The sequence below is a fragment of the Stenotrophomonas sp. YJH_SMC_27 genome (assembly GCF_059369815.1).
In genome coordinates, this window is record NZ_JCAFTA010000027.1 from 1 (window position 1) to 16,966 (window position 16,966).

The window sequence follows — 16,966 nt, forward strand, 5'->3', positions numbered from 1 at the left end:
GAAATGGTGATGCCGGGTGACAACGTCAAGATGGTCGTCACCCTGATCAACCCGGTGGCGATGGACGAAGGCCTGCGCTTCGCCATCCGCGAAGGCGGCCGCACCGTCGGCGCCGGCGTGGTCTCGAAGATCATCGAGTAAGCCTGCAGTACCGGTGGTTGCATAGCGCCGCCGGTTACGCGAATGGCGGGCCGGGAACCTCGGTCCGCCTTCGCCGTCTAAGGGAAGGCAAGTTTCAACACGTACGCCAGTAGCTCAATTGGCAGAGCAGCGGTCTCCAAAACCGCAGGTTGGGGGTTCGAGTCCCTCCTGGCGTGCCATCTGCCCACCTTATCCAGCGGCCTGGGCCGCTAAAGCAGACACAGCCGGATGAATAGCAAGATCGAACACTCCAAGGACAACTCCGCCAATGGCGGGGATATCGTCAAGTACGTCGCCGCATCGCTGCTGGTGCTGGCCGGTCTGTTCGTCTGGTTCTGGTTCTCCGCCGATTCCGGTCGCGCCACCCAGCTGGGTGCGTGGGCGGGTCAGCTGCGTGCGTTGGCGGTTGTGGTCGGTCTGGTTGGCGGTATCGGCGTGTTCATGCTGACCGGCAAGGGGCGCGACACCCGCGAATTCCTCTCCGAGTCGCGCTTCGAACTGCGCAAGGTGGTCTGGCCGACGCGCCAGGAAGCCATCCGCATGACCTGGGTCGTGATGGTGGTGGTGACCATTCTCAGTCTGTTGCTGGGTGGGTTCGATTACGTCATTCAGTGGCTGGTTCAGTTGTTCCTGAGCCGCTAAGGAGAATTGCATGAAGCGTTGGTACGTCGTTCACGCCTATTCGGGCTTCGAGAAGTCGGTGGCGCAGGCCCTGCGCGATCGCATCGTCCGTGACGGCATGGAAGAGCGCTTCGGCGATGTCCTGGTCCCGACCGAAGAAGTGGTCGAGATGCGCGCTGGCCAGAAGCGCCGCTCCGAGCGCAAGTTCTTCCCGGGTTATGTGCTGGTCCAGATCGAGACCCACGAAGAAGCCGGCATTCCGCGCATCGACAACGAAAGCTGGCATCTGGTCAAGGAAACCCCGCGCGTCATGGGCTTCATCGGCGGCACCGCCGACCGTCCGCTGCCGATCGCCGATTCCGAGGCCGAGGCCATCCTGAACCGCGTTCAGGAAGGTGTCGAGAAGCCGCGTCCGAAGGTGCTGTTCGAGCCGGGCCAGATGGTCCGCGTCACTGATGGCCCGTTCAACGATTTCAATGGCGTCGTCGAAGAAGTCAACTACGAGAAGAGCCGTCTGCGCGTTTCCGTGCTGATCTTCGGTCGCGCTACTCCGGTCGAACTCGAGTTCGGCCAGGTCGAAAAAGCCGTCTGATCCAACTGCAGAGTCGAGCCATGCTCGGCTCCTGAACAGAAACCGGGCTTGGCCCGGTTTCTCTCGTTTATGTGCCACTTCAGGCATGTGAAGAAAAAACCTGATATAGTGCGCGGCTCCCCGCTGGGAAGCCAGCAGGATGAGGCCGCCGCAAGGCGGCCTTCAGCATGATTTCAAAACGCGATGCCGGGACGCGTGATTCCCGGTCCGATGGGGAGCCTGTTGTCGAAAGGCGCTAGCACCCGGAGAGTACTCACATGGCAAAGAAAGTTGTCGGTTACATCAAGCTGCAGGTGAAGGCCGGTCAGGCCAACCCCTCGCCGCCGGTCGGCCCTGCGCTGGGTCAGCGCGGTCTGAACATCATGGAATTCTGCAAGGCGTTCAACGCTGCCACGCAGAAGCTCGAGCCGGGCCTGCCGGTTCCGGTGATCATCACGGCCTACTCGGACCGTACGTTCACCTTCATCACCAAGAGCACCCCGGCCACCACCCTGCTGAAGAAGGCTGCTGGCATCTCGTCGGGCTCCAAGCGCCCGAACACCGAGAAGGTCGGCAAGGTCACCCGTAAGCAGCTGGAAGAGATCGCCAAGGCGAAGGAACCGGATCTGACTGCCGCCGATCTGGACGCCGCCGTGCGTACCATCGCTGGCTCTGCCCGTTCCATGGGCCTCGTGGTGGAGGGTTAATAAGATGGCACAGACCAAGCGTGAGAAGGCCATCAAGGCCGCCGTCGTCCCGGGCAAGGCATACGCCTTCGAGGACGCGATCAACATCCTGAAGACCGCCACCAAGGCCAAGTTCGTCGAGTCGATCGACGTCGCTGTGCGCCTGGGCGTCGATGCGAAGAAGTCCGACCAGCAGGTCCGTGGCTCCACCGTGCTGCCGGCCGGTACCGGCAAGTCGGTCCGCGTCGCCGTGTTCGCTCCGGCCGGTGCCAAGGCTGACGAAGCCCTGGCCGCTGGCGCCGAAGCCGTCGGCATGGATGATCTGGCCGAGAAGATGCAGGCCGGCGATCTGAACTACGACGTCGTCATCGCGACCCCGGACGCCATGCGCGTCGTCGGCAAGCTGGGCACCGTGCTGGGCCCGCGTGGCCTGATGCCGAACCCGAAGGTCGGCACCGTTTCCCCGAACCCGGGTGAAGCCGTGAAGAACGCCAAGTCGGGCCAGGTCCGTTACCGTACCGACAAGGCCGGCATCATCCACTGCACCATCGGCAAGGCCGACTTCGCCGAAGACGCGCTGAAGTCGAACCTGACCGCGCTGCTGCTGGACCTGATCAAGGCCAAGCCGGCCACCTCCAAGGGCACCTACCTGCAGAAGGTTTCGGTCAGCTCGACGATGGGCCCGGGCGTCACCGTCGACCAGTCGTCGCTGACCCTGAAGTAATTGTTTCAAGCGGTCACGGTACCTTCGGTGCCGTGACCGTGACATTTGAAGGCACCGCTGGCAGTGCATCGCCCGCGGTAGCCGTCAAAGACCGCAGGCGCGGTCGTGGCAATACCGGCGACGGGCAGGGAAGCTCGACCTGGCAAGGAGTCGCCGCCGGAGCAGTCATGAACGCTTAATCGATTCCCCGGAATCACCCTGCGTAGATGGTGCCCTTCTGGAGTTTTTCTGGTTCACGCACGTCTGGGTTTCCCCAGGTTGGCCCACTCCAGGTCTAGAACGGCCCACCCCCGGAACATCATCCCGATGTTCCCGGCGTCCAGGACGGATGCCGCACAGGACCGCACACGGCAGGAGCCGTAAGCGGAGTTCAATAGGAGGAGTGCAATGGCTCTCAATCTGTCCCAGAAGCAAGAAGTAGTCGCCGAGCTGGCAGACGTCGCCGCCAAGGCCCACTCCTTGATCGCAGCCGAATACGCTGGCACCACGGTCGCCCAGATGACCGCGATGCGCAAGCAGGCTCGTGAAACCGGTGTTTTCTTGAAGGTTGTCAAGAACACCCTGGCTTCGCGCGCCGTTGAAGGCACCGAGTTCGCAGTCGCCCAGGACCAGATGGTTGGTCCGCTGCTGTACGCGTTCTCGCTCGAGGAGCCCGGCGCTGCCGGTCGCCTGATCAAGGAAGCCGCCAAGGGCAACGACAAGCTGAAGGCTAAGGTCGTCGCCATCGGTGGCGAAGTGTTCCCGGCAAGCCACGTCGAAGTGCTGGCCTCGCTGCCGACCCGCGACCAGGCCCTGGCCATGCTGGCCCGCGTCCTGACCGAGCCGGTCACGATGTTTGCCCGCGCCATCAAGGCCGTTGGCGAGAAGCAGGGTGGTGGCGACGTCGCTGCCGACGCTGCCGAGCCGGCCGCCGAGACCGCCTGAGTTTCGACTTATCGTGGTTCCTGACGGAACCTCAACCCAGAAAATCATCCAAAGGTATTAATCATGTCCCTTACCAACGAACAGATCGTCGACGCCATCGCCGAGAAGTCCCTGATGGAAGTGATGGAGCTGGTCAAGGCCATCGAAGAGAAGTTCGGCGTCTCCGCCGCTGCTCCGGTTGCCGTGGCTGCCGCCGCTGGCCCGGCCGCTGCTGTTGAAGAGCAGACCGAGTTCACCGTCACCCTGAAGTCGGCCGGCGACAAGAAGGTCGAAGTCATCAAGGCCGTCCGCGCCATCACCGGCCTGGGCCTGAAGGAAGCGAAGGACCTGGCCGAAGCCGGTGGCGTCCTGAAGGAAGGCGCTTCGAAGGAAGACGCCGAGAAGATGAAGAAGGACCTGGAAGCTGCTGGCGCGACTGTCGAAGTCAAGTAAGCAGTTACCTTGCATCGTCATCGATTCGCGGCGATGCAGCCAAGGCTGGGGGCGTAAGCCCCCGGCCTTTGGTCGTTGTTGCGGTGGTGTAGAGTCGACTGTTGGTCGACTGCTGTGAAGGAAGTCGACCAACAGTCGACTCTACCGTTTCAAAAGCAGGAAAAAGCCCAACACGGGCTGCAGTCAAACCCCGGCAGGCCAGCGCACGGCGCGGCAGCGGGGGCGTGGTAGCAGACGAGTTGGCAGTTGGAAGTAGCGGGAGAAGGCGTGCTGGTGCCGGCAATACCAGCGACTTCCAACTGACAATTTCAAGTTCCCTTCAGGGTCGTGGACGCACGGCCCGCACAACAAGGTGGAAGACCTCATGACGTCCTATTCGTTCACCGAAAAAAAGCGTATCCGCAAGGATTTCGGCAAGCAGCGCTCGATTCTCGAAGTGCCGTTCCTGCTCGCCATCCAGGTGGATTCCTATCGTGAATTCCTGCAGGAAAACGTCGATCCGGCCAAGCGCACGGACCACGGCCTGCATGCTGCGCTGAAGTCGGTCTTCCCGATCGCCAGCTACAGCGGCAATGCTGCCCTGGAATACGTCGGCTACAAGCTGGGCGAACCGGTCTTCGACGAGCGTGAGTGCCGCCAGCGCGGCATGAGCTACGGCGCCCCGCTGCGCGTCACCGTGCGCCTGGTGATCTACGACCGTGAGTCGTCGACCAAGGCCATCAAGTACGTGAAGGAGCAGGAGGTCTATCTGGGCGAAATCCCGCTGATGACCGAGAACGGCACCTTCATCGTCAACGGTACCGAGCGCGTCATCGTCTCGCAGCTGCACCGCTCGCCGGGCGTGTTCTTCGACCACGACCGCGGCAAGACCCACAGCTCGGGCAAGCTGCTGTACAGCGCCCGCATCATTCCTTACCGCGGTTCCTGGCTGGACTTCGAGTTCGACCCGAAGGATGCGCTGTTCACCCGTATCGACCGCCGCCGCAAGCTGCCGGTGTCGATCCTGCTGCGCGCGCTTGGTTACAGCAACGAAGAGATGCTGGCCGAGTTCTTCGAGATCAACACCTTCCACATCAACCCGGATGAAGGCGTCCAGCTGGAGCTGGTGCCCGAGCGCCTGCGTGGTGAAACCCTGGGCTTCGACCTCGCCGACGGCGACAAGGTCATCGTGGAAGCCGGCAAGCGCATCACCGCGCGCCACATCAAGCAGCTGGAAGCCTCGGGCATCGCCGCCCTGGCCGTGCCGGACGACTACATCGTCGGCCGCATCCTGTCGCACGACGTGGTCGATGCCTCGACCGGCGAACTGCTGGCCCAGGCCAACGACGAGATCACCGACGAACAGCTGCAGGCCTTCCGCAAGGCCGGCGTGGACGCGGTCGGCACCCTGTGGGTGAACGACCTGGATCGTGGTCCGTACCTGTCCAACACCCTGCGCATCGACCCGACCAAGACCCAGCTGGAAGCGCTGGTCGAGATCTACCGCATGATGCGTCCGGGCGAGCCGCCGACCAAGGATGCCGCGCAGAACCTGTTCCACAACCTGTTCTTCACCTTCGAGCGCTACGACCTGTCCGCGGTCGGCCGCATGAAGTTCAACCGTCGCGTGGGCCGCAAGGAAACCACCGGCGAAGCCGTGCTGTACGACAGCAAGTACTTCGGTGAGCGCAACGACGAAGAGTCCAAGCGCCTGGTCGCCGCCCACGGCGACAGCTCCGACATCCTCGACGTGATCAAGGTCCTGACCGAGATCCGCAACGGTCGCGGCGTGGTCGACGACATCGATCACCTGGGCAACCGTCGCGTGCGCTCGGTCGGTGAAATGGCCGAGAACGTGTTCCGCGTGGGCCTGGTCCGCGTCGAGCGCGCGGTCAAGGAGCGCCTGTCGATGGCCGAGTCGGAAGGCCTGACCCCTCAGGAGCTGATCAACGCCAAGCCGGTCGCCGCTGCCATCAAGGAGTTCTTCGGTTCCTCGCAGCTGTCGCAGTTCATGGATCAGAACAACCCGCTGTCGGAAGTGACGCACAAGCGTCGCGTCTCGGCCCTGGGCCCGGGCGGCCTGACCCGCGAGCGCGCCGGCTTCGAAGTGCGCGACGTGCACCCGACCCATTACGGCCGCGTCTGCACCATCGAAACCCCGGAAGGCCCGAACATCGGCCTGATCAACTCGCTGGCCGTGTACGCCCGCACCAACCAGTACGGTTTCCTCGAGACCCCGTATCGAAAGGTCGTGGACGGCAAGGTCTATGACGAAGTCGAGTTCCTGTCGGCGATCGAAGAAAACGAGTACGTCATTGCGCAGGCCAACGCGCTGACCGACGCCAAGGGCACCCTGACCGAGCAGTTCGTGCCGTGCCGCTTCCAGGGCGAATCGCTGCTGAAGCCGCCGGCGGAAGTGCACTTCATGGACGTCTCGCCGATGCAGACCGTGTCGATCGCGGCCGCGCTGGTTCCGTTCCTGGAGCACGATGACGCCAACCGCGCACTGATGGGCGCCAACATGCAGCGTCAGGCCGTGCCGACCCTGCGTGCGCAGAAGCCGCTGGTGGGTACCGGCATCGAGCGCGCCGTGGCGCGTGACTCCGGCGTGACCGTGAACGCCCGCCGTGGTGGCGAGATCGTGCAGATCGACGCAGCCCGCATCGTGGTCAAGGTCAACGAGGAAGAGATCGTTGGCGCCACCGACGCGGGCGTGGACATCTACAACCTGGTCAAGTACACCCGTTCGAACCAGAACACCTGCATCAACCAGCGTCCGCTGGTCCAGGTGGGTGACGTCATCGCCCGCGGTGACGTGCTGGCCGACGGTCCGTCCACCGACATCGGCGAACTGGCCCTGGGCCAGAACATGCTGATCGCGTTCATGCCGTGGAACGGCTACAACTTCGAAGACTCCATCCTGCTGTCCGAGCGCGTGGTGGAAGAAGATCGTTACACCACGATCCACATCGAAGAGCTGACCTGCGTCGCGCGTGACACCAAGCTGGGGCCGGAGGAAATCTCCGCCGACATCCCGAACGTCTCCGAGCAGGCGCTGAACCGCCTGGACGAGAGCGGCGTGGTGTACATCGGTGCGGAAGTCCGTGCCGGCGACATCCTGGTCGGCAAGGTCACCCCGAAGGGCGAAAGCCAGCTGACTCCGGAAGAGAAGCTGCTGCGCGCGATCTTCGGCGAGAAGGCTTCGGACGTGAAGGACAGCTCGCTGCGCGTTCCGCCGGGCATGGACGGCACCGTCATCGACGTGCAGGTCTTCACCCGCGACGGCATCGAGAAGGACAAGCGCGCCCGCCAGATCGAAGAGTCTGAAATCAAGCGCGTCAAGAAGGACTTCGACGACCAGTTCCGCATCCTGGAGGCCGCCATCTACATGCGTCTGCGTTCGCAGATCGTGGGCAAGGTGGTCAACGGTGGCGCTGGCCTGAAGAAGGGTGACGTGATCACCGACGCCTTCCTGGACGGCCTGAAGAAGGCTGACTGGTTCGCCCTGCGCATGAAGGACGAAGACGCTTCGGAAGCCATCGAGCGCGCACAGAAGCAGATCCAGGCGCACGAGAAGGAATTCGAGCGTCGCTTCGCCGACAAGCGCGGCAAGATCACCGCCGGTGACGACCTCGCCCCGGGCGTGCTGAAGATGGTCAAGGTGTTCCTGGCCGTGAAGCGCCGCATCCAGCCGGGCGACAAGATGGCCGGCCGCCACGGCAACAAGGGTGTGGTCTCCAACGTGGTGCCGGTCGAGGACATGCCGTACATGGCCTCGGGCGAAACCGTGGATATCGTGCTGAACCCGCTGGGCGTGCCGTCGCGCATGAACATCGGCCAGATCCTGGAAGTGCACCTGGGCTGGGCCGCCAAGGGCCTGGGTCGCAAGATCCAGGCGATGCTGGAAGCCCAGGCGGCGGTGGCCGACCTGCGCAAGTTCCTGGACGACATCTACAACCACGACGATACCAACGTGGCCAACCGTGTCGACCTGTCGCAGTTCAGCGACGAGGAACTGCTGCGCCTGGCCCGCAACCTGACCGACGGCGTGCCGATGGCCACCCCGGTGTTCGACGGCGCCACCGAAGCGGAAATCAAGCGCATGCTGGAACTGGCCGACCTGCCGAGCAGTGGCCAGACCCAGCTGTACGACGGCCGCACCGGTGAAGCATTCGATCGCCACACCACGGTTGGCTACATGCACTACCTGAAGCTGAACCACCTGGTCGACGACAAGATGCACGCCCGTTCGACCGGCCCGTACTCGCTCGTCACCCAGCAGCCGCTGGGCGGCAAGGCGCAGTTCGGCGGCCAGCGCTTCGGTGAAATGGAAGTCTGGGCGCTGGAAGCCTACGGCGCGGCCTACACCCTGCAGGAAATGCTGACGGTGAAGTCCGACGACGTGCAGGGCCGCAACCAGATGTACAAGAACATCGTCGACGGTGAGCACGAGATGGTCGCGGGCATGCCGGAATCCTTCAACGTGCTCGTGAAGGAAATCCGCTCGCTGGCCATCAACATGGAACTGGAAGACAACTGATCCATGCCGGCGCGGCGGCCTCCACCGCCGCGCCGCTGGCAGTGAACTGAAAGCCCATCGACACAGCATTCCTCCTTCTGGAGAACACCATGAAAGACCTGCTCAACCTCTTCAACCAGCAGCGCCAGACGCTGGACTTCGACGCGATCAAGATCGCGCTGGCCTCGCCGGACCTGATCCGTTCGTGGTCCTTCGGCGAAGTGAAGAAGCCGGAAACCATCAACTACCGCACCTTCAAGCCGGAACGCGACGGCCTGTTCTGCGCCGCCATCTTCGGACCGGTGAAGGACTACGAGTGCCTGTGCGGCAAGTACAAGCGCATGAAGCACCGCGGCGTGGTCTGCGAAAAGTGCGGCACCGAAGTGACCCTGGCCAAGGTGCGCCGCGAGCGCATGGGCCACATCGACCTGGCCTCGCCGGTCGCCCACATCTGGTTCCTGAAGTCGCTGCCGTCGCGCATCGGCCTGATGCTGGACATGACCCTGCGCGACATCGAGCGCGTGCTGTATTTCGAAGCCTACGTGGTGACCGAGCCGGGCCTGACCGCCCTGGAACGCCGCCAGCTGCTGACCGAGGAACAGTACCTGCAGGCCCGCCAGGAGCACGGTGACGACTTCGACGCCGCGATGGGCGCCGAGGCCGTGTACGAACTGCTGCGCACGATCGACCTGCAGTCGGAAATGACCCGCCTGCGCGAGGAAATCGCCGCTACCGGTTCGGAAACCAAGCTCAAGCGCCTCACCAAGCGCATCAAGCTGATCGAAGCCTTCCTGGAATCGGGCAACCGTCCGGAATGGATGGTCATGACCGTGCTGCCGGTGCTGCCGCCGGACCTGCGTCCGCTGGTCCCGCTGGATGGCGGCCGCTTCGCGACCTCCGACCTGAACGACCTGTACCGCCGCGTCATCAACCGCAACAACCGCCTGCGCCGCCTGCTCGAACTGAGCGCGCCGGACATCATCGTGCGCAATGAAAAGCGCATGCTGCAGGAGTCGGTCGATGCGCTGCTGGACAACGGCCGTCGTGGCCGTGCCATCACCGGCACCAACAAGCGCCCGCTGAAGTCGCTGGCCGACATGATCAAGGGCAAGCAGGGTCGCTTCCGCCAGAACCTGCTCGGCAAGCGCGTCGACTACTCGGGCCGTTCGGTCATCGTGGTCGGCCCGTACCTGCGCCTGCACCAGTGCGGCCTGCCGAAGAAGATGGCGCTCGAGCTGTTCAAGCCGTTCGTCTTCGCCAAGCTGCAGCGTCGTGGCCTGGCCACCACCATCAAGGCCGCCAAGAAGCTGGTCGAGCGCGAAGAAGCCGAAGTCTGGGACATCCTGGAAGAGGTCATCCGCGAGCATCCGGTGATGCTGAACCGTGCGCCGACCCTGCACCGTCTGGGTATCCAGGCGTTCGAGCCGGTGCTGATCGAAGGCAAGGCCATCCAGCTGCACCCGCTGGTCTGCACCGCGTTCAACGCCGACTTCGACGGTGACCAGATGGCCGTCCACGTGCCGCTCTCGCTGGAAGCCCAGCTGGAAGCGCGTGCGCTGATGATGTCGACCAACAACATCCTGTCGCCGGCCAACGGCGAGCCGATCATCGTACCGTCGCAGGACGTCGTGCTGGGTCTGTACTACATGACCCGCTCGCTGGAGAACAAGAAGGGCGAGGGCATGGCCTTCGCCAACATCGCCGAAGTCAAGCGCGCCTACGACAACCGCGTGGTGGAACTGCACGCCAAGGTCAAGGTCCGCATCACCGAGGTGGTGACCGACGAAGATGGCAACAAGCAGAACAAGACCTCGATCGTGGACACCACGATCGGTCGCGCCCTGCTGGCTGAAATCCTGCCGGAAGGCCTGCCGTTCGCACTGGCCAATGTCGAACTGACCAAGAAGAACATCAGCCGCCTGATCAACTCCAGCTACCGCCAGCTGGGCCTGAAGGACACGGTCGTGTTCGCTGACAAGCTGATGTACACCGGCTTCGCCTACGCGACCCGTGCCGGCGTCTCGATCGGCATCGACGACATGCTGATCCCGGACGAGAAGAAGGGCATCCTCACCGAGGCCGAAGCCGAAGTGCTGGAAATCCAGGAGCAGTACCAGTCGGGCCTGGTCACCGCCGGCGAGCGCTACAACAAGGTGGTCGACATCTGGTCGCGCACCAACGAGCGCATCGCCAAGGCGATGATGGACACCATCGGTACCGAGAAGGTGGTCAATGCCAAGGGTGAGACCATCGACCAGAAGTCGATGAACTCGCTGTACATCATGGCCGACTCCGGTGCGCGTGGTTCGCAGGCGCAGATCCGTCAGCTGGCCGGCATGCGCGGCCTGATGGCCCGCCCGGACGGCTCGATCATCGAGACGCCCATCAAGGCGAACTTCCGCGAAGGCCTGAACGTGCAGGAGTACTTCAACTCCACCCACGGTGCCCGTAAGGGTCTGGCCGATACCGCGCTGAAGACCGCGAACTCGGGTTACCTGACCCGTCGTCTGGTCGACGTCGCGCAGGACGTGGTGATCACCGAGGTGGATTGCGGTACCACCGAAGGCCTGATCATGACCCCGATCGTGGAAGGCGGCGACGTGGTCGAGCCGCTGAAGGACCGCGTGCTGGGTCGCGTGGTGGCCGAGGACGTGTTCCTGCCGGGCAACGATGAAGATCCGATCGTCACCCGCAACACCCTGCTGGACGAAGCCTGGGTGGCCAAGCTGGAAGATGCCGGCGTGCAGACCATCAAGGTCCGCTCGACCATCTCCTGCGAATCGGCCTTCGGTGTCTGCTCGCGCTGCTACGGCCGCGATCTGGCCCGCGGCCACCTGGTCAACATCGGTGAAGCGGTCGGCGTCATCGCCGCCCAGTCCATCGGTGAGCCGGGTACCCAGCTGACCATGCGTACGTTCCACATCGGTGGTGCGGCGTCGCGAGCTGCTGCGGTCGACAACATCACCGTCAAGACCACCGGCTCGGTCAAGTTCAGCAACCTCAAGTCGGTCGAGCACGCCAACGGCTCGCTGGTGGCGGTGTCGCGCTCGGGCGAAATCTCGGTGCTCGATGCCCACGGTCGTGAGCGTGAGCGTTACAAGCTGCCGTACGGTGCGACCATCACGTCCAAGGACGGTGATGCGATCAAGGCTGGCCAGACCGTGGCCAACTGGGATCCGCATAACCACCCGATCGTGTCGGAAGTGGCCGGCTTCATCCGCTTCATCGACTTCGTCGACGGCATCACCGTCATCGAGAAGACCGACGAGCTGACCGGCCTTGCCTCGCGCGAAATCACCGATCCGAAGCGTCGTGGTACCCAGGCCAAGGACCTGCGCCCGATCGTGCGCATCGTCGACGCCAAGGGCAATGACCTGTCGATCCCGGGCACCGATCTGCCGGCGCAGTACCTGCTGCCGCCGCGCTCGATCGTCAACCTGCAGGACGGCGCTGCCGTCGGCGTGGGTGACGTGGTCGCCAAGATTCCGCAGGAAGCGTCGAAGACCCGCGACATCACCGGTGGTCTGCCGCGCGTGGCCGATCTGTTCGAAGCCCGCAAGCCGAAGGATCCGGCGGTGCTGGCCGAGCGTTCGGGCATCATCAGCTTCGGCAAGGACACCAAGGGCAAGCAGCGCCTGATCATCAAGGACACCGATGGTTCGGAGCACGAAGAGCTGATCCCGAAGTACCGCCAGGTCATCGTGTTCGAAGGCGAGCATGTCACCAAGGGTGAAACCATCGTGGACGGCGAGCCGAGCCCGCAGGACATCCTGCGCCTGCTGGGTGTCGAACCGCTGGCTGCCTACCTGGTGAAGGAAATCCAGGACGTGTATCGCCTGCAGGGCGTGAAGATCAACGACAAGCACATCGAGGTGATCACCCGCCAGATGCTGCGCAAGGTCGAGATCACCGACCAGGGCAGCAGCAAGTTCCTGAACGGCGAACAGGTGGAGCGCCAGCGCGTTATCGAGGAGAATGCGCGCCTCGCGGCCCGCAACGAGCTGCCGGCTCGTTTCGATCCGGTGCTGCTGGGTATCACCAAGGCCTCGCTGGCGACTGAATCGTTCATCTCGGCCGCGTCGTTCCAGGAAACCACCCGTGTGTTGACCGAAGCGGCCGTCCGCGGCACCTCGGACAACCTGCGCGGCCTGAAGGAAAACGTCATCGTGGGTCGCCTGATTCCGGCCGGTACCGGCCTGGCGTACCACAGCAACCGCCGCCGCGGCGCCTCCGGCCTTACCGAGTCGGAAATGCAGACCCTGGCCGGCACTCCGGCTGCGGTCGAGGCAGCGGTGGTTGAAGCCGAAGCTGAACAGGCCTCGGGCGAAGAATGATGCATCCGGTCCGGCCGCAAGGCCGGACCACCCGGGCGGTAGAGTCGACTGTTGGTCGACTGCCATCGAGAGTCGGCTAACAGTCGACTCTACCGGCGCAGGGCAGGGTGGACCTCGTGGTTCACCCCGCCAACCTGAACGGGGTACATGGAGGCCCCCCAGTAACGTTCCGGGATCAGGAGCGGGCTTGACAGGAGGCGTTTGACTGCTTTCCTGGCAGGTTGCTACAATCGTCTGTCTCAGCAGGCCAGAATTTTGGCCTGCTTTAACATTTCCGCATCTCTGGCCGGATTTTCCGGCCACCAATCAGAAGAACCTACTGATGGCGACGATCAACCAGCTGGTCCGCAAGCCGCGGCAAGCGACCACCTACAAGAGTGCCTCGCCGGCGCTCGACAAGTGCCCGCAGCGCCGTGGCGTCTGCACCCGTGTCTACACCACCACTCCGAAGAAGCCGAACTCGGCTCTGCGCAAGGTTGCCAAGGTCCGCCTGACCAACCAGGAAGAAGTGATTTCCTACATCGGTGGTGAAGGCCACAACCTGCAGGAGCACTCCGTGGTCCTGATCCGCGGCGGTCGCGTCAAGGACCTGCCGGGTGTGCGTTACCACACCGTTCGTGGCTCGCTCGACGCCGCCGGCGTTGCCAAGCGTCGCCAGGCCCGTTCCAAGTACGGCGCCAAGCGTCCGAAGGCATAAGGAGAGAGCACAATGTCGCGTAAGGGTAATACTCCGCAGCGTTCCGTCCTGCCCGATCCGAAGCACGGAAGCGAAACCATCGCCCGTTTCATCAACATGGTCATGCAGAGCGGCAAGAAGTCCGTCGCCGAGAAGATCGTGTACGGCGCCATGGACGTGATCACCGAGAAGAACAGCAGCGCCAACGCCATTGAACTGGTGCAGAAGGCTCTGGACAACGTCGCTCCGGCGGTCGAAGTCAAGTCGCGCCGCGTCGGTGGTGCCACCTACCAGGTGCCGGTCGAAGTGCGTTCGTCGCGCAAGATGGCCCTGGCCATGCGCTGGCTGATCGACTCCGCGCGCAAGCGCGGCGAGAACACCATGCCGAAGAAGCTGGCTGCTGAACTGATCGACGCCTCGGAAAACCGTGGCGGCGCCATCAAGAAGCGCGAAGAAACCCACCGCATGGCCGAAGCCAACAAGGCATTCGCCCACTACCGCTGGTGAGTTTGACGGCCTTGTAAAACAGGCAGGGCAGCACCACTTCGGTGCGTGCTGCCTCGCGGTCCCAGAAAGACTGCGCCAATCCGAAGGCCGCCGAAAGGCGGCGTTCGGCCATCCGAAATCCAAGAAATCTGAGAGGCTCCCGTGGCCCGTTCCACTCCCATCGAGCGTTACCGTAACTTCGGCATCATGGCTCACATCGATGCCGGCAAGACCACCACGTCCGAGCGCATCCTGTTCTACACCGGCAAGAGCCACAAGATCGGTGAAGTGCACGACGGCGCCGCCACCATGGACTGGATGGAGCAGGAGCAGGAGCGTGGCATCACGATCCAGTCCGCTGCCACCACCGCGTTCTGGAAGGGCATGGACAAGTCCCTGCCGGAGCACCGCTTCAACATCATCGACACCCCGGGGCACGTCGACTTCACCATCGAAGTTGAGCGCTCGCTGCGCGTGCTCGACGGTGCCGTCTTCGTCCTGTGCGCCGTCGGTGGCGTGCAGCCGCAGTCGGAAACCGTGTGGCGCCAGGCCAACAAGTACCACGTGCCGCGCATCGCGTTCGTCAACAAGATGGACCGCACCGGTGCCAACTTCCAGAAGGTCGTCGGCCAGCTGAAGGCCAAGCTGGGCGCGGTTGCCGTGCCGATGCAGCTGCCGATCGGCGCTGAAGACAACTTCAAGGGCGTTGTCGACCTGCTGAAGATGAAGGCCATCCACTGGGATGAAGCCTCGCAGGGCATGAAGTTCGAGTACAGCGACATCCCGGCCGATCTGCAGGCGGCTGCGGAAGAAGCTCGCCAGTTCATGGTCGAGACCGCTGCTGAAGCCAGCGAAGAGCTGATGGAAAAGTACCTGGGCGGCGAAGAGCTGGCCGAGGCCGAAATCATCAACGCGCTGCGTACCCGTACCCTGGCCACCGAGATCGTGCCGATGTACTGCGGCTCGGCCTTCAAGAACAAGGGCGTGCAGGCCATGCTGGACGGCGTGATCCAGCTGCTGCCGTCGCCGGTCGACGTGCCGGACGTGAAGGGCGTGGACGTTGACGACGACACCGTCGAAATGACCCGCAAGTCGGACGACAAGGCGCCGTTCTCGTCGCTGGCCTTCAAGATCATCACCGACCCGTTCGTCGGCGCGCTGACCTTCTTCCGTGTCTACTCGGGCACCCTGAACGGTGGCGACACCGTGCTGAACTCGGTGAAGGGCAAGAAGGAGCGCATCGGCCGCATCCTGCAGATGCACTCGAACAACCGCGAGGAAATCAAGGAAGTTCTGGCTGGTGACATCGCTGCTGCCGTGGGCCTGAAGGACACCACCACCGGTGACACCCTGTGCGCCGTGGATGCCCCGATCATCCTGGAGCGCATGACGTTCCCGGAGCCGGTGATCTCCATGGCCGTCGAGCCGAAGACCAAGTCGGACCAGGAAAAGATGGGTCTGGCGCTGGGTCGCCTGGCGCAGGAAGATCCGTCGTTCCGCGTCAAGACCGACGAAGAATCCGGCCAGACCATCATCTCGGGCATGGGCGAGCTGCACCTGGACATCATCGTCGACCGCCTGAAGCGCGAGTTCAACGTTGAAGCCAACGTCGGCGCGCCGCAGGTGGCCTACCGCGAAACCATCACCCTGGCTGACGTCAAGTCGGACTACAAGCACGCCAAGCAGTCCGGTGGTAAGGGTCAGTACGGTCACGTCGTGATCGAGCTGTCGCCGATCACCGCTGAAGATCGTGCCGATCCGAAGATCGCTCCGATGATCAAGGACGATTTCCTGTTCATCAACGACATCACCGGCGGCGTGATCCCGAAGGAATTCATTCCGTCGGTTGAAAAGGGCCTGCGCGAAACCATCACCAGCGGCCCGCTGGCTGGCTTCCCGGTCGTGGACGTCAAGGTGAAGCTGGTGTTCGGTTCGTACCACGACGTCGACTCCTCGGAAATGGCGTTCAAGCTGGCTTCGTCGATGGCCTTCAAGCAGGGCTTCGCCAAGGCCAAGCCGGTGCTGCTGGAGCCGATCATGAAGGTCGAGATCGTGACCCCGGAGGATTACCAGGGTGACGTGATGGGCGACGTCAGCCGTCGTCGCGGCGTGCTGCAGGGTTCCGACACCACCGGTGACGGTTCGGCCAGCATCATCAACGCGATGATCCCGCTGGGTGAAATGTTCGGCTACGCCACTGCGCTGCGTTCGCAGACCCAGGGCCGCGCCACCTTCACCATGGAATTTGATCACTACGAGCCGGCTCCGACCAACATCGCCGAAGCCGTCATGAAGAAGGGCTGAGCCTCGCTCAGCCTCTCTTGAAACCATTTACGAACAATCAAGGTATAGAACAATGGCAAAGGGTAAGTTCGAGCGCACCAAGCCGCACGTCAACGTCGGCACCATCGGTCACGTCGACCACGGCAAGACCACGCTGACCGCTGCACTGACCAAGATCGGTGCCGAGCGCTTCGGTGGCGAGTTCAAGGATTACTCCTCGATCGACGCCGCTCCGGAAGAAAAGGCACGTGGCATCACGATCTCGACCGCGCACGTCGAATACGAATCCCCGATCCGTCACTACGCCCACGTTGACTGCCCGGGCCACGCCGACTACGTCAAGAACATGATCACCGGTGCCGCCCAGATGGACGGCGCGATCCTGGGGTGGTCGGCCGGTGGCGGCCCGATGCCGCAGACCCGCAGGCACATCCTGCTGTCGCGTGACGTCGGCGTGCCGGCCATCCTGAAGCTGGTCGATGCCCTGGACAGCTGGATTCCGGAGCCGGAGCGTGCGATCGACAAGCCGTTCCTGATGCCGGTGGAAGACGTGTTCTCGATCTCGGGCCGCGGCACCGTGGTGACCGGCC

Annotated in this window: 13 protein-coding genes and 1 tRNA gene; all 14 read left to right on the forward strand. The window is 63.4% G+C overall.

Going from position 1 to position 16,966, the window contains the following annotated elements; all coding sequences use genetic code 11:
- On the forward strand, positions 1-141 hold a 141-nt coding region (locus AC5P7R_RS22145), incomplete at its 5' end, for an EF-Tu C-terminal domain-related protein (protein ID WP_487247787.1).
- A gap of 103 nt (positions 142-244) precedes the next feature.
- Positions 245-320: transfer RNA gene (locus AC5P7R_RS22150), tRNA-Trp, on the forward strand.
- A gap of 49 nt (positions 321-369) precedes the next feature.
- The gene (gene secE, locus AC5P7R_RS22155; protein WP_005408202.1) at positions 370-783 is read left to right on the forward strand and encodes a preprotein translocase subunit SecE; all 414 of its coding nucleotides are present in this window, start codon (positions 370-372) and stop codon (positions 781-783) included.
- Positions 784-793: 10 nt separating this feature from the next.
- Positions 794-1,354 carry a transcription termination/antitermination protein NusG gene (gene nusG / locus AC5P7R_RS22160; RefSeq protein ID WP_004154362.1) on the forward strand — a complete coding sequence of 187 codons (561 nt, stop codon included), beginning with the start codon at positions 794-796 and terminating at the stop codon, positions 1,352-1,354.
- A 257-nt stretch (positions 1,355-1,611) separates the two neighbouring features.
- The gene (rplK, locus tag AC5P7R_RS22165; protein WP_004145248.1) at positions 1,612-2,040 is read left to right on the forward strand and encodes a 50S ribosomal protein L11; all 429 of its coding nucleotides are present in this window, start codon (positions 1,612-1,614) and stop codon (positions 2,038-2,040) included.
- Positions 2,041-2,044: 4 nt separating this feature from the next.
- Positions 2,045-2,743 (forward strand): 50S ribosomal protein L1, encoded by a 699-nt coding sequence (gene rplA, locus AC5P7R_RS22170; protein ID WP_014646045.1) that lies wholly within the window; start codon positions 2,045-2,047, stop codon positions 2,741-2,743.
- A 387-nt stretch (positions 2,744-3,130) separates the two neighbouring features.
- Entirely contained in the window at positions 3,131-3,667 is a 537-nt protein-coding gene (gene rplJ, locus AC5P7R_RS22175) for a 50S ribosomal protein L10 (protein WP_010480377.1), read from the forward strand.
- A gap of 63 nt (positions 3,668-3,730) precedes the next feature.
- Positions 3,731-4,099 (forward strand): 50S ribosomal protein L7/L12, encoded by a 369-nt coding sequence (gene rplL / locus AC5P7R_RS22180; protein ID WP_005408204.1) that lies wholly within the window; start codon positions 3,731-3,733, stop codon positions 4,097-4,099.
- A gap of 364 nt (positions 4,100-4,463) precedes the next feature.
- The gene (rpoB, locus tag AC5P7R_RS22185) at positions 4,464-8,618 is read left to right on the forward strand and encodes a DNA-directed RNA polymerase subunit beta (RefSeq protein ID WP_019662235.1); all 4,155 of its coding nucleotides are present in this window, start codon (positions 4,464-4,466) and stop codon (positions 8,616-8,618) included.
- Positions 8,619-8,707: 89 nt separating this feature from the next.
- Positions 8,708-12,931 carry a DNA-directed RNA polymerase subunit beta' gene (gene rpoC, locus AC5P7R_RS22190; RefSeq protein ID WP_019662236.1) on the forward strand — a complete coding sequence of 1,408 codons (4,224 nt, stop codon included), beginning with the start codon at positions 8,708-8,710 and terminating at the stop codon, positions 12,929-12,931.
- A 322-nt stretch (positions 12,932-13,253) separates the two neighbouring features.
- Positions 13,254-13,628, forward strand: coding sequence for a 30S ribosomal protein S12 (rpsL, locus tag AC5P7R_RS22195; RefSeq protein ID WP_004145320.1), 375 nt, complete (start codon positions 13,254-13,256; stop codon positions 13,626-13,628).
- 12 nt (positions 13,629-13,640) lie between these two features.
- On the forward strand, positions 13,641-14,114 hold the full coding sequence (gene rpsG / locus AC5P7R_RS22200; protein ID WP_004145321.1) for a 30S ribosomal protein S7: 474 nt from the start codon (positions 13,641-13,643) through the stop codon (positions 14,112-14,114).
- 141 nt (positions 14,115-14,255) lie between these two features.
- Positions 14,256-16,397: an elongation factor G gene (fusA, locus tag AC5P7R_RS22205; protein WP_019662237.1), complete on the forward strand. Its 2,142-nt coding sequence runs from the start codon at positions 14,256-14,258 to the stop codon at positions 16,395-16,397.
- A 52-nt stretch (positions 16,398-16,449) separates the two neighbouring features.
- Positions 16,450-16,966 (forward strand): GTP-binding protein (locus tag AC5P7R_RS22210; protein WP_495214192.1); only part of this gene is annotated, 517 nt, incomplete at its 3' end.

What these genes read in the sequence shown, in the direction of transcription:
- secE (WP_005408202.1), top strand. Translation starts at nt 370, where the DNA reads ATGAATAGCAAGATCGAACACTCCAAGGACAACTCCGCCAATGGCGGG.
- nusG (WP_004154362.1), top strand. Translation starts at nt 794, where the DNA reads ATGAAGCGTTGGTACGTCGTTCACGCCTATTCGGGCTTCGAGAAGTCG.
- rplK (WP_004145248.1), top strand. Translation starts at nt 1,612, where the DNA reads ATGGCAAAGAAAGTTGTCGGTTACATCAAGCTGCAGGTGAAGGCCGGT.
- rplA (WP_014646045.1), top strand. Translation starts at nt 2,045, where the DNA reads ATGGCACAGACCAAGCGTGAGAAGGCCATCAAGGCCGCCGTCGTCCCG.
- rplJ (WP_010480377.1), top strand. Translation starts at nt 3,131, where the DNA reads ATGGCTCTCAATCTGTCCCAGAAGCAAGAAGTAGTCGCCGAGCTGGCA.
- rplL (WP_005408204.1), top strand. Translation starts at nt 3,731, where the DNA reads ATGTCCCTTACCAACGAACAGATCGTCGACGCCATCGCCGAGAAGTCC.
- rpoB (WP_019662235.1), top strand. Translation starts at nt 4,464, where the DNA reads ATGACGTCCTATTCGTTCACCGAAAAAAAGCGTATCCGCAAGGATTTC.
- rpoC (WP_019662236.1), top strand. Translation starts at nt 8,708, where the DNA reads ATGAAAGACCTGCTCAACCTCTTCAACCAGCAGCGCCAGACGCTGGAC.
- rpsL (WP_004145320.1), top strand. Translation starts at nt 13,254, where the DNA reads ATGGCGACGATCAACCAGCTGGTCCGCAAGCCGCGGCAAGCGACCACC.
- rpsG (WP_004145321.1), top strand. Translation starts at nt 13,641, where the DNA reads ATGTCGCGTAAGGGTAATACTCCGCAGCGTTCCGTCCTGCCCGATCCG.